At 34.8% G+C, this 12,699-nt stretch carries 10 protein-coding genes; 2 read left to right on the top strand and 8 right to left on the bottom strand.

Annotated features, from left to right (window positions below; translation table 11 throughout):
- Positions 1 to 47: 47 nt before the first annotated feature.
- The 6 genes from M0M44_RS21490 to nirB all read right to left on the bottom strand — a co-directional run bounded on the left by M0M44_RS21490 (position 48) and on the right by nirB (position 8,640).
- Positions 48 to 1,532, bottom strand: a complete 1,485-nt coding sequence (locus tag M0M44_RS21490) for an MFS transporter (RefSeq protein ID WP_248727562.1) — start codon at positions 1,530 to 1,532, stop codon at positions 48 to 50.
- 96 nt (positions 1,533 to 1,628) lie between these two features.
- Positions 1,629 to 2,288 carry a response regulator transcription factor gene (locus M0M44_RS21485; RefSeq protein WP_248727561.1) on the bottom strand — a complete coding sequence of 220 codons (660 nt, stop codon included), beginning with the start codon at positions 2,286 to 2,288 and terminating at the stop codon, positions 1,629 to 1,631.
- 696 nt (positions 2,289 to 2,984) lie between these two features.
- Positions 2,985 to 4,796, bottom strand: coding sequence for a PAS domain-containing sensor histidine kinase (locus tag M0M44_RS21480; RefSeq protein WP_248727560.1), 1,812 nt, complete (start codon positions 4,794 to 4,796; stop codon positions 2,985 to 2,987).
- 10 nt (positions 4,797 to 4,806) lie between these two features.
- Complete coding sequence (locus tag M0M44_RS21475; RefSeq protein ID WP_248727559.1) at positions 4,807 to 5,391, bottom strand: DUF4202 domain-containing protein; 585 nt, start codon at positions 5,389 to 5,391, stop codon at positions 4,807 to 4,809.
- Positions 5,392 to 5,541: 150 nt separating this feature from the next.
- Positions 5,542 to 5,919 (bottom strand): nitrite reductase small subunit NirD, encoded by a 378-nt coding sequence (nirD, locus tag M0M44_RS21470; RefSeq protein WP_248727558.1) that lies wholly within the window; start codon positions 5,917 to 5,919, stop codon positions 5,542 to 5,544.
- A 207-nt stretch (positions 5,920 to 6,126) separates the two neighbouring features.
- Positions 6,127 to 8,640: a nitrite reductase large subunit NirB gene (gene nirB, locus M0M44_RS21465; protein ID WP_248727557.1), complete on the bottom strand. Its 2,514-nt coding sequence runs from the start codon at positions 8,638 to 8,640 to the stop codon at positions 6,127 to 6,129.
- A gap of 269 nt (positions 8,641 to 8,909) precedes the next feature.
- Between nirB and M0M44_RS21460 the strand changes: the two genes are divergently transcribed.
- The gene (locus M0M44_RS21460) at positions 8,910 to 9,683 is read left to right on the top strand and encodes an META domain-containing protein (protein ID WP_248727556.1); all 774 of its coding nucleotides are present in this window, start codon (positions 8,910 to 8,912) and stop codon (positions 9,681 to 9,683) included.
- Between the two features lie 104 nt (positions 9,684 to 9,787).
- Positions 9,788 to 10,219, top strand: coding sequence for an META domain-containing protein (locus M0M44_RS21455; RefSeq protein ID WP_248727555.1), 432 nt, complete (start codon positions 9,788 to 9,790; stop codon positions 10,217 to 10,219).
- 56 nt (positions 10,220 to 10,275) lie between these two features.
- On the opposite strand, the gene M0M44_RS21450 is transcribed toward M0M44_RS21455, so the two are convergent.
- Together M0M44_RS21450 and M0M44_RS21445 are read right to left on the bottom strand one after the other, a co-directional pair.
- Positions 10,276 to 11,565, bottom strand: coding sequence for a DUF2130 domain-containing protein (locus M0M44_RS21450; RefSeq protein WP_248727554.1), 1,290 nt, complete (start codon positions 11,563 to 11,565; stop codon positions 10,276 to 10,278).
- Between the two features lie 234 nt (positions 11,566 to 11,799).
- A complete protein-coding gene (locus M0M44_RS21445) occupies positions 11,800 to 12,681 on the bottom strand; it encodes a LysR family transcriptional regulator (protein ID WP_248727553.1) in 882 nt (293 codons plus the stop codon).
- Positions 12,682 to 12,699: the final 18 nt, after the last annotated feature.

Raw genomic sequence — 12,699 nt, 5'->3', positions numbered from 1 at the left:
GTTTATTATGATTTCAATCATATTTCTAATTTTTTTTTAATCTAAGTTTAATATGCTGGTTCTAATTTTGCTTTACTTGTTTTAATTTGTTTTTCCTTAGATAGTTGGGTAATAGTGTAATGCATCCAAACTAAGCAAACAGTTGAAAATATTAGAATAAAAATCCATGAACTTGACCAGATTCCGGTTGCTGTTAATAAATATCCAAAGATAATTGGTCCAAAAAATCCGCCTAGACCGCCAATCATTCCGACCATTCCGCCCACAACTCCAACTTCTTTCGGGAAATATTCAGGAATGTGTTTGTAAACCGCTGCTTTTCCGATTCCCCAAGAAATTCCAATCAGAATTACTAAAATTAAAAACACCCACATATTAGCATCAAATTTAATTACCGTTACTCCTTTGGCAATCAGTTCTTTTTTTGCGACACTTTGATTATGCGTTACTATAACATCTTGCCAGCTTGTAGAAGTTGGAAAAATAGCATTTTCATTACTATTGGATGTTTTTTGCGCAATTGGATACTCTTTATCTCCAATTTTTACGGTTTTGTCGTTGATTACGTTTACAACGCCTTTTTTTGCCGCCAAGATTCCAGGACCGGAAGTTGTAATTTCCATTTTAGGAATCGACAGTAGAGCACTCAAAATTACCGATGAACCCAAAACCCAGTACATTACTTTTCTAGCTCCGAATTTATCAGATAAATAACCTCCAAAAGCTCTAATTACTCCAGATGGTAAACTAAACATCGTGGCAAACAATCCTCCCATTACTAAACTGGTTTGGTAGACGTTCATGAAATTTGGCAATAACCATTGAGAATAGGAAACAAAACATCCAAAAACTAAGAAGTAATAGGCTCCAAAACGCCAAACTCTCTGTGATTTTAAAGGAGTAAGCATCTGAGAAACTGTTTTGGTATTGTTTTCTGGTTTTTTATTTTGAGTGAAAATGAGAAAAGCAACGCCAATTACAACCAATGAAATAGCGTAAATAATTGGAAGAACTTTCCAACCATTTTGCGGATCATCAATAGAAAAATGATTTAATAGGGAAGGCGCTAAAAAAGTGGTAATTGCTGCGCCTGCATTTCCCATTCCGAATATTCCCAAAGCGCGTCCTTGCCATTCTTTTGGATACCAGATAGAGGTATAGCCAATTCCGACTGCAAAACTGGTTCCGACCATTCCGAAGAAGAAACTAAGTACGGCAAACATGAAAAAACTGTCGGCGTAGGGAAGCAGGAACAACGGAATTGAACTTAGAAGTAGTAAAAGTGAAAAAACATATTTTCCGCCAAATTTATCAGTTAAAATTCCGATTGGAAGACGCATAATTGATCCAGTTAAGATCGGAATACCTAAAAGCCATCCAACTTGAATAACATCCCAATGGAAAATTCCGTTATCGACTAAGAAGGTTACCAGAACCCCGTTTAAGGTCCAGCAAGCAAAACACACTGTAAATGCCAATGTGTTCAAAAATAAAATTTTGTGTGATTGCGATAGTGAATTTGTATTTTTCATAGCACTTATATTTTTATGTAAAAATAAGTACTATAACTTAGTTAAAACCTGCTAAAACGCAGTTTTTGAAAAATAATTACGTATTTATACGTATTTTTAAATTAAGGAATACTCAGTCGCTTTGTTTGAAAGTTCCATTAGGTTTTTTACTTTCAGTTTTTTCATTAAGTTAAAACGATGCACTTCGGCAGTTCGTTTGCTGATATCAAGCGCTTCAGCGATTTCTTTGTTTCCTTTTCCTGATAAAAGAAGCGTCAAGATTTCTTTTTCTCTTTTTGTAATCATCATTTCTTCACCCAAGCTTTGCTTAGGTTCTAAAGATGGCGATGAATTAGTGAGTTGACTGATTAAAATAGAAGAAATATCACCGCTGAAATATTTGCCTCCAACAGCAACACTGTGTAAAGCTTTTAGAAATTCTTCTTTGCTCGAACCTTTCAGTAAATAACCATCGGCGCCAGCTTTTATCGATTTCAACACATATTCTTCTGATTCATGCATAGAAAGCATGATGATTTTTACGTTGTTATTCTCGCTTCTAAGTTTTTCTACTACCTCGATACCAGTTAAGTTGGGCATACGAATATCTACTATAAGTAAATCTGGTTGTGTTGCAGCAACTACTTCCAGAGCATCTGCACCATCGATTGCTTCACCTACAACCTCGATGTTTGCTTCATTTTCCAGTAAGGATTTGATTCCGTCTCTAACAAAAACATGGTCATCTGCCAGTACTACTCGAATGATATTGCTCATAGTTTACTTAATTTTGATTCTCGATTTTTACGTATATTCATCTATAAAGAAGACGCTAATATACGTAATTTTTTAGATTTTAAATTCTGATTTGTGAAATTCTAAATTCCAATATTAAAAAATCATTAGAAAAAATTGCAATATCAATGGCAATTGCAAAAATCAATTTCAATATCTAAATGTAAATTTAACCACTTAGTATTGTCAGGCTGAGCGGAGTTGAAGTTCATGCAAAGAAACTCCACAATCTAAATCGCCAATCTTTGTAGCGCTACTTGTGGAGATTTCTCGTTCTTCGAAATAACAATATTGAGAATATTTTGTGTTATACTTTCTTGCGTCAAGATGACAAAAAATACTGGAAAGGTCTATAATAAAATCAAATCATCTTTTGAAACTGTATATCCGCGAGAGGGATAGGAGCAAGCTACCGAAGTAGCGCGGATAGCCCGACAGCATCCCGATAAAAGGGCGAATAAAGACAAGTAAATTTGCCCTTTTATCGGGATGGTGGCTCGCCCTAATGATTTTAGATTTTAGATTTTAGATTTTAGATTTTAGATTTTAGATTTTAGATTTTAGATTGTGGATTTTAGATTGTGGATTTGCTTTGTGTGGGCTTCGACTTCGCTCAGCTTGACAAATGGATATTAGACGTTTACGTAAATTATCTAATTTTCAAATTGACTAATTCTCTCATTTAAGAATCGGAATGTTAAAAGTAATTCTCGTTCCTTCGCCTGGAATGGAGTTCATGAAAACGCGTCCGTTGATGTATTGGATTCTTTCTTTCATGAATAAAAGTCCCATTCCAGATTCACTGTTGCGTTTTTTATCGACTGAATTCACATCGAAACCTTTTCCGTTATCGTCTACGATGATGCTTAAAAGCGTTTCACTGTGCGAAAGCTGAACAATGATATGCGAAGATTCGGCATATTTAATCGCGTTGTTGATGGCTTCCTGAGTTAATCGATAAATATTGATTTCGATTAGAGAATCTAAACGTTGGTCAAAATCGGTTTTGTTGTAAAAGAGGATTTCTTTTCCGGTAAGTTTTGAAAGTTCTTGAGTAAGTTTTGCCAGCGAAGAAACGATTCCGTGATCGCTTAATTCTGGTGGCATTAAGTTGAAAGTTGCCGTACGGACACCTTTTATAATATCAAGAGAAAGTTTCTTTAAATACTCGATTTTTTGTTGTGATTTTTCCCTGTCATCGAGATTGATGCTTTCTAAACTAAATTTTAAACCCGTAAGCATCTGGCCGATTCCGTCGTGAATTTCTTTGGCGATTCGGTTTTGCTCGTTTTCTTGATTTTCGACAATTTTGCTTGAAATGATCTTTTGCTGATTGATTTTTTCGGTGGTGTTTTCAAGGTTTAAGCGTTCAACTTCTCGTTGTGCTTTTTTACGCTCTGTGATGTTGAAGCAAACGATCAAAAGTTCCAATTCGTCTTTTTTGATCATGACTGGAACCATTGACAAATCAAGCCAAATGGTTTCGTTTTCTTTGTTTAAAATACTGATTTCGCCTTGCCAGCCACTTCTTTGTTTTTCGAAAATTAGGCGGTCAAAATTGATTTGTTCTTTTTCGTCAACAGTTAAAACTTGTGAGAATTTTTTGTTGGATGAAAATTTGGTGTAATTGAGCAGTTTGGCAAATTTTTCTCCAATATGAATAATTGAACCGTCTGGCGAAATTCTGCAATACAATAAAGTATTTTCCATGGCATAATTGAGTGATTTCAATTCTTTAACCGAATTTTCCTTGATTTCGCTAAGAATTTCAGTATCGTATGCCAGTTTTAAAGCTTTCTTTTCGGAAGATAAAAGTCGTGTAATTAATCGCTCGATTTTCTTATTTGTAGGTTTGAAAATGAAAAGGAACTCTAAAAGCAGAACTAAAAGTGTAAAACCAAAAATCCAATATTCTATTCGGCGTTGTTCGGTTACTTTTTCGTGTGCTTCCAGATCGTATTGCGTTACAATCTGATTCATTTTCGAAAGAAAAACACCTTCGTTTTCCAAAATAATTTGTACCAATTTTTGATTTTCAGAAGCTGATTTTTTCTGCTGTAAATTCAACAAAAAATAATCTGTAGTTTGTGCAATTTTACTGAAAATCGGATTGATTTCAAGATATAATTTAGAAAGTGTTTCTGATTTTTCTTTTGGAAAAGCTAAACTATCATTGCCATTTTCAAGCGCATTTTGGTTCTTTTTCCAAAGTTCTAAAACCTCTTTTAGATGCGAAGTTTTTTTGGCTGTAGCCGAATCAGAAACGTAGTGTAAAATAAGGACTTCTTTTACAATTTTCTGGCTCAACATTCTTTGTTTACCAGAAAAATTGATAATCTTAGAATCGCTTAACTGCTGATTCAGATTGTATTGAACTAAAAACTGACTGATAATTATAGTTAAGGCAATAGTAAGAAGTGCAAAAAAATACAGACGGCGTAAATTTTTGAAAGTGATTTTTTCTGCAGCTTCCTGATTGCTTTTCTTCATCTAAATCTTTTTACAATCCTAAAGAAGCTTTTATAAGGTTTAAATTTTCTTCAGAATAGTTGATTTTTAAGGCTTCCTGATGCCCTTTGTCCGACATTTTATCCCAGGTTTTTTTGATGATATTTTTAAGTTTTTCTTCATCATGTTTATGAACGAAAGGTTCTAAGTAATATTCTAAAAACACAAGACAAATTACATCTTCCAGTAATTGGGTTTCGGCGTCTTTTTTAAGCAGTTTTTTTTCAATTAAAAAGGAAACGCGGTCAATAAAAGTTTGATCATAACCGGCTTTTTGGAGAATTTCGGCAGTAGTTTTGGCGTGGAATTTTTTAAGTTCTTCTCTCCACTTCAAATAACCAACACGATCCATTGGATACGATTCTCGGGCAACTTTCCATCGGCAGATATGCTGTGCTTTTGATGCGATCTGAATTTCTTCAGATGCATTTGGTTCAAACTGCATTAGTCTTTCGTACATCCTGTTCGAATACAATAATTCTTTAGGAAATTCCTGGTTTTGATCGATTTCGATGTTCGGATCTTGTGCATTTTCAGCATCAATCCATTCGCTTGCTTTTTGGAAAGGTGTAGTCATTGTTTGGTTTGATAATAGAATCCAAAGATAAGGAATTAAGTAGAAAAGTCGAAAGTCAAAAGTCGAAAGTGAGATGGAAGAAGCAAGAAGCAAGATTTGAAAAACTTTTTCATTTTGCTTCTTTTTTCTTTTTTCTCGCCTCTTAAAAGTCTAATCTACAAAGCCAACAAAAACTTCGTTCTCAACAACCTTTACAGGATAAGTTGCAATTCGGTAATCGTCGCCGTTTAAATTTGAACCATCAACCAGAGAAAATGTCTTTTTGTGCATTGGGCATGCGATTTTAGGAATATCATCTGCAGATCCTGTCATTCCTCTTGAAAGCACCATTTCCATTTTGTGTGGGCAGGCGTTTTGGCACGCATACCATTCATTTCTGCGGGCAAAATTAAAAATGGCAATTTGCTTGTTTTTGTATTTGATGCATCCGCCGCGATTGGTTGGAAAATCTTCTATTTTACCTGCTTTGAACCAAATTGTTGCATCGCTCGCATGAACTGTTTCGTATTGATTTAAGATTTCTTCCATTTTGATTGAGTTTTGGTTTCCTGTTTCTTAGCCCTCTTTTTACAATCAAGAGAGATTTGATGGCGCAGTAAAAAAGAGGGTAAGAAGGACAGCAAACGTTAAATGATTTTTTTTCTTTTTTTTTGGAGCTGATTTTTTATTTGCCACGAAGGCGCTAAGACGCAAAGTTTTTCTTTTTCTTCTTTACAGGCAATTCCAATTAGTTTTTTATGACCAGGCTTTTGGTGCTTTTTGATCTCTTAACGGAACAAAAACAGCATTATCGTCTTTCTCGTCTGAGTTTATAAAGTGATTGAAACGTTTCAATAATCTTGGTTTTTCTAGAACTTGTTTCCATTCGCATTCGAAAGTGTTTACTAATGTCTGCATTTCGGCTTCAAGCGTTTCGCAGATTCCTAAACTGTCTTCGATAATGACTTCTTTTAGATAATCTAAACCTCCGTCTAGTTTTTCTAACCAAGTTGAAGTTCGAATCAGCGGGCCAGCAGTTCTTATATAATACATTAAGAATCTGTCCATATATTTGATCACGGTTTCTTTGTCGATTTTTTCAGCCAATAAAACGGCGTGTTTAGGATTTGCACCGCCATTTCCAGCGATGTATAAATTCCATCCGCCTTCAACAGCAATTAATCCGAAATCTTTTCCACGTGCTTCTGCGCATTCGCGAATGCAGGCTGAAACGCCACCTTTAAGTTTATGAGGAGAACGAATTCCTTTATATCTGTTTTCTAGTTCGATAGCAAATCCGGCGCTGTCGTCCATTCCGTAACGGCACCAAGCATTTCCAACGCAGCTTTTTACGGCACGAAGTGATTTTCCGTAAGCATGCCCACTTTCAAAACCGTTATCGATTAAGATTTTCCAGATTTTTGGCAAATCACTCAAATGCGCTCCGAATAAATCCACTCTTTGTGCTCCAGTGATTTTAGTGTACAAATCAAATTGTTTGGCTACTTCGCCAATTACGATTAGCTTTTCGGCTGTAATTTCACCTCCTGCAACTCTTGGAACAACAGAATACGTTCCGTTTCTTTGAATGTTTGCTAAAAATCTATCGTTTGTGTCTTGTGTTGTTACATGTTTATTTGCGGTATCATTATAAATACTAGAGAAAATTGAAGCGACAACTGGTTTGCAAATTTCGCATCCGTCGCCTTTTCCGTGGTGATCTAAAACGTCATAGAAATTCTCGTATTTATTGATTTTTACTAAATCGAATAATTCCTGGCGTGTATAGCTGAAATGCTCGCAGATAACTTCTTTTACTTCTTTTCCAAGTGATTTTTGGGTCGCTTTTACCAAATCTGAAACCATTGGTTTACAGCCTCCACAACCAGAAGTCGCTTTTGTTGCTTTTACAACATCTGAAAGTGTAGCACAAGATTCGTCTAGAATTTTACAACAAATAGAACCTTTCGTTACGTTTTCGCAAGAGCAGATTACAGCAGTATCTGGCAAATCCATTACGCTTCCTAAAGAAGAACCTTCAGAACCGTCACGGGAACCTAAAATCAAATCTTCAGGATTTTTAGGCAATGCCATTTCGTTGATGTAAATCTGGAAAAGTGAATTATAGTCGCTAGCATCGCCGACTAGAATTCCGCCTAATAGTTTTTTAGAGTCTTTAGTAACGTTAATTCTTTTATAAACTCCGCTTAGTTTATTTTCGTAAATAATAGCTGTAACGTCAATATTTTCAACAAAAGGATCACCAAAGCTTGCCACTTCAACTCCAATTAATTTCAATTGTGTTGACATATCGATGGTTTCTCTCATGGTTTTGTCACCATTTAAGATTTGTTCGGCAGCTACATCAGCCATTTCATAACCTGGAGCAACAAGTCCGTAAATGTTTTGATTGTACAATGCCGCTTCGCCAATCGCAAAAATAGAAGGATCCGATGTTCGCATTTGATTGTTTACCACAATTCCGCCTCGTACACCAACTTCAAGCCCTGATACTCTTGCCAGTTCGTCGCGAGGTTTAATTCCGGCAGATATAACTAACATGTCTACTTTTAACAATTCGTCGTTTGCAAACATCATTCCGGTTATACTTTCCTTTCCGTCAATATATTGCGTTGCTTTGTTAAGATGAATTCCGATGTTTAATTCTTCTATTTTTGACTGAAGCATATCGCTTGCGCCTTGATCCAATTGTCTCGGCATCAAACGAGGTGCAAATTCCACCACATGCGGATTTAACCCTAAATCTCTAACAGCTTTTGCTGCTTCAAGTCCTAATAATCCTCCGCCTAAAACTGCCGCTTCGGTTGCGCCTTTTTGTTTAATTTTTCTGGCGTATGCCATAATCGCATCTAGATCTTCAATAGTTCTGTATACAAAAACGCCTTCTTTTTCTACTCCTTCAATTGGAGGAACAAAAGCAGAAGATCCTGTAGCTAAAACTAAGTAGTCGTACGTATGTGTTTTGTTTAAGTGTGTATGAATTGTTTTTGCATCACGATTAATATCTGTAATTAATTCTGATGTATTTAGAGTAATGTTATTTTCAGCGTACCATTCACTTGTTGATAGAGATAAATCATCTGCTGTTTTGCCTCCAAAGTACTCGCTTAAGTGAACGCGATCATAAGCTCGCCTTGGTTCTTCACCAAATACTGTGATTTGATACTTTTCTTGTCTAGATTTTGCAACGAACTTTTCGCAAAATTTATAACCAACCATGCCGTTTCCAACTACTATTACTCTAATCATGATTTCTTTAATTAAGTATTACTACGCAAATATAAGTATTTATACTTATTAAAATACGTAAACAAAATATTTTTTAAGCACTAAACAGGTTTGTGGACTACGTATTTTGTCTTAATCTTTTACGTAGTGCGGGTTTTGAATGATTTTTTCGTTACTTCGGTTTTTTAAATTTGAAAGGATTCTAAATAAGCGTTTCAAAAAAATATCGTAAATTCATAAGAATTTTACGGATGTTTTACAAAGAAGAACATTTTTAAACAGGAAATCTCATGAAAAAAATACTTTCAATACTGGTATTGTCATTTTTAATGATAGGCTGTAAAACGGCAGCAAATAAAGAATCTGCTGGAACAAGTTCAGTAAGTTCTACGGAGGAAGATTTGAAATATTATTTTAAAGGAACTGGAAACGAACCCTTTTGGGGAATCAAAATAGGGAATGAGGAAATCGTTTTTACATCATTAATTCCTGGGAAAGAAAAAATCACTTTTCCATCAGTTGATGCGATTAGGGCTATGGATGCCAATGTAAAAATGTACAAAGTAAGCAATGAAACTGCTTCGGCTACGACTACGATTCAGCAGTTGGATTGCCAGGATTCTATGTCAGGCGCAATTTCGCCTTATAGTGTAAGAGTTGAAATTAAGAACAACTCAGAATTAGAAATAAAGAAGCTAAGCGGTTGCGGAAAATATCTTACCGATTATCGTCTTGATGATATTTGGGTACTAGAAGAATTAAATGGCTATAAAGTTTTTGCAACCGATTTTCAAAAGGAATTTCCAAGAATCGAAATTAATTCAGCAGAAAACAGATTTATGGGATATGGCGGTTGCAATTCTATATCCGGGCAAATCTTTTTTGAGAAAGATCTTTTACGTTTTACTAAAGTAATTTCAACTTTAATGGCTTGTCCGCAAGGAAATAAAGAGGGGGAGTTTTTGAAAGCTTTACAAAGCACCACAACATATTCTATTGGGAACAATCAATTGACTTTGTCCAATCCTTCTGGGAAATTGGCTGTTTTTAAGAAAGTAGATTAGAACTTTAAAATGTCGTATTGTATCTAAAAAAAAGCTTATTAGGCTCTTGTTTGTTTTATCGCTAAAATACTTTTGTAAAATAAAACTTATAATATTTATTTTACATGAAAAGGATTTTAATGTTATTAATTGCAATGGTATTAGTTTGCAGTTGTAAATCGACTAAAGAAACACAAACAACCACTTCTAGTAGTGAAGGCTTAGTTGAAAAGAAATTACAGCAAACTTGGATTTTGGAAAACTTAAACGGAAAAGTTATTACCAATAAAGATTTTTCAAATTCTCCGAAAATTGTAATTACGCCATCTGCATTTTCTGGATCGACAGGATGTAATGCTGTAAAGGGCAATCTGGTTTCAAAAGGTGATGGGAAAATTCAATTTTCAAATTTCACAACAGAAACTAAAAAGTGTGATGCAAAAAAAGAAGGTGAGTTTACGCAGTTGTTAAAAACAACATCGGGTTATTCTATTAAGGATAATAAACTTTTCCTTTCAAACCAATTTGGACTAACAATGTCTTTTAAAAAGGGTTAATTAAAAAGAAAGGCTTCGATTGATTTCGAAGCCTTTTTTATTTTTATAAAATAGGGTTACTCAAACAATTCCTTAGGATCTTCTTCATTTTCTGATTCTTCTTCAATAAAATCCAGCTCTAAAGCTTTTACACTTTGAACTGCATTTCCTGCAATACCACGAATTGAACCGTACATTCCTAAAGTATTGTGAACCACTTTTTCGATTTGTTTTTCGCGCTGTTTCCAGATTCTTTGCATAGCTCTTTTTTCAGAGTCCAGATCGCTTTGCATTTGGGTAAAACCTTCTACAATTCCTTCAATCTGCAAACGGAATTCATTGCTTGTAAGGAAATCATATAACATAGACATTTTATCGCCTTTGTTTTCCTGTGCCTGAACCGCTTGATTGATCTGAATTAAGGACTGACGCAAAACAGCGCTTAAACCTTTAAATTCTTCATACGTACAAATCCAGATTCCGTCTCTCATACCCATTCTTTCCATGCCGTTTGGCATTACTTCGGTAACCAAAACCCCGATATTGGCTCTTTTGGTTCTGATGTCGTTTTTGAATTTCTCAATCCATGAAGGCTGAAAGGCTTTTGTTCTTTTGCTTTCGTAATAAATAGAACCACAGTTTTGATGTTCTCGGGTATTTACAATCTGTAGGCAGTCGGCCCCATTTGCACCTTTTTTAACTTCGTCAATGCTGTCTAATGGAAAATTATTGGCCAGCCATTCTTCTATGGCTAATTCCATTACTTCACCCTGCAATTGCATAGAACCTTGTTCCTGCTTGCGTTTCATTTCTTCGGTCAGCTTTTTTTGTTCTTCCAGCTGTTTCTGAAGTTCTTTAAATTTAAGCTCGTTTTTATCGTCTTCTTGTTTTCTGATTTTTTCTCGCTCCAAAGTCAGTTGTGCATTTAACTGCTTTTCAGCTTCAGCTTGGATTGCATCTTTCATTTCCAGTTTCTCGCGTTGTAGTTTTGCGATTTCACCTTCCATTTTATTTAATTCCCTGATTTTTTCTGATTTTTCTGAGAGTTCTTTTTCCATCAAAAGCAAACGGTCTTTATTTTCTTCCTCAAGTTTGATTTTAAGCTTTTCAGAAATTTCTTTTTCGGCTATTTTTCTTTCTCGCTCCAAACGCTCAGCAAAAAGTTCGTTTTCTTGTTTTTTCTTGGCTTCAAATTCTGCTTTAGCTTTTTCAAACTGTTCGTTTTTAAGCTCAATTTCACGGTTTTGAATACTGGCTTTTTGTTGAAATTCTTTACGGATGCTGTCTTCCAACTGATGTTTTAAAACATCATTGACATCGATAGGAGTTCCGCAGTTTGGACACTGAATTGAAGATTGCTCGGCCATTTTATATTGAAATTTTATTGTAGAATTTGAATTTGCTAAGATATTTAAAAGTTCTCTTTTTGTGATGCGATTTACTGTACTAAATTGTAACGATTTTTTGTTATATGCCACAAAGGCACTAAGGCGCAAAGTTTTTTTGCTACAGATTGTAAAGATTGAAAAGGATTTTCTCTCATTTTCGTCTAAATGACAAGTTATACGAATACTCAAAATGAGTATTAGAAACTTTTTAACTTAGCGCCTTTGCGCCAATAAAAACGCAACAGCTGATCTTGTAATTTCGGATTCATCTTCCTTTGCAGTGATAATTGAAACATTCGTAAATAAATTAACTTTTTTCAATTCGATAAAACCAATCTCCGAAACGGGATTATTTTTAGCAATGTTTGACGGAACAATCGAAATTCCTAAACCGTTTTTCACCAATTGCACTATCGAATTAATATTATTCGCTTCGTGAATAATCTTCGGCGAAAAGCCATAAAATGCACAAAGTTCCAATAGAACTTCGTGGTAATGCGGTGCGTAATCTTTATTGAAGAAAACAAACGTTTCATCTTTCAGTTGCAAAATATCATTTTCTGATTTTATTTGAATCGTGTTTTTATTGTAAACTAAAGAAAAGCCATCTTTAAACCATAAATGCGATTTTATTTTAGGTGAATGAATAGGTGATCGGATAATTCCCATTTCGATTTTTCCTTTTTCTAAAGCATCGATTTGTTTTGTTGTTGAAACTTCAAAAAGTTTGAAATTGACATATGGAAACTGCGCTTTCAAATGTTTGATTAAATCTGAAATAACAGATGAATAAATCGAACTGATATAAGCAATTCTGAACTCGCCCGACACGTTTTCTGCGATCTTTTTTGTTTTAGTAGAAATACGTTCCAAATTCTGAAAAAGTTCTTTTATTTCTTTTTCAAAATATTTTCCAGCTTCGGTTAATTCGACTTTTTTATTGTTTCGAATGAAAAGCTTTGCCTGAAGTTCTTGTTCCAATTCAGCAATTTGACGGCTCAGCGGTGGCTGTGAAATAAACAGTTTTTCCGATGCTTTGGTAAAGTTCAGTTCTTCGGCTACAGCCAAAAAATATTTTAAGTGACGTAATTCCATGATACTTTAAAAGTATTA

It is taken from the genome of Flavobacterium humidisoli, from assembly GCF_023272795.1.
Classification (GTDB): domain Bacteria; phylum Bacteroidota; class Bacteroidia; order Flavobacteriales; family Flavobacteriaceae; genus Flavobacterium; species Flavobacterium humidisoli.
This window is presented reverse-complemented; position numbering and strand designations above follow the sequence as displayed.

Bases quoted from the DNA above. Each gene is read 5' to 3' on its own strand.
- M0M44_RS21490 (WP_248727562.1), bottom strand. From the start codon at position 1,532: ATGAAAAATACAAATTCACTATCGCAATCACACAAAATTTTATTTTTG.
- M0M44_RS21485 (WP_248727561.1), bottom strand. From the start codon at position 2,288: ATGAGCAATATCATTCGAGTAGTACTGGCAGATGACCATGTTTTTGTT.
- M0M44_RS21480 (WP_248727560.1), bottom strand. From the start codon at position 4,796: ATGAAGAAAAGCAATCAGGAAGCTGCAGAAAAAATCACTTTCAAAAAT.
- M0M44_RS21475 (WP_248727559.1), bottom strand. From the start codon at position 5,391: ATGACTACACCTTTCCAAAAAGCAAGCGAATGGATTGATGCTGAAAAT.
- nirD (WP_248727558.1), bottom strand. From the start codon at position 5,919: ATGGAAGAAATCTTAAATCAATACGAAACAGTTCATGCGAGCGATGCA.
- nirB (WP_248727557.1), bottom strand. From the start codon at position 8,640: ATGATTAGAGTAATAGTAGTTGGAAACGGCATGGTTGGTTATAAATTT.
- M0M44_RS21460 (WP_248727556.1), top strand. From the start codon at position 8,910: ATGAAAAAAATACTTTCAATACTGGTATTGTCATTTTTAATGATAGGC.
- M0M44_RS21455 (WP_248727555.1), top strand. From the start codon at position 9,788: ATGAAAAGGATTTTAATGTTATTAATTGCAATGGTATTAGTTTGCAGT.
- M0M44_RS21450 (WP_248727554.1), bottom strand. From the start codon at position 11,565: ATGGCCGAGCAATCTTCAATTCAGTGTCCAAACTGCGGAACTCCTATC.
- M0M44_RS21445 (WP_248727553.1), bottom strand. From the start codon at position 12,681: ATGGAATTACGTCACTTAAAATATTTTTTGGCTGTAGCCGAAGAACTG.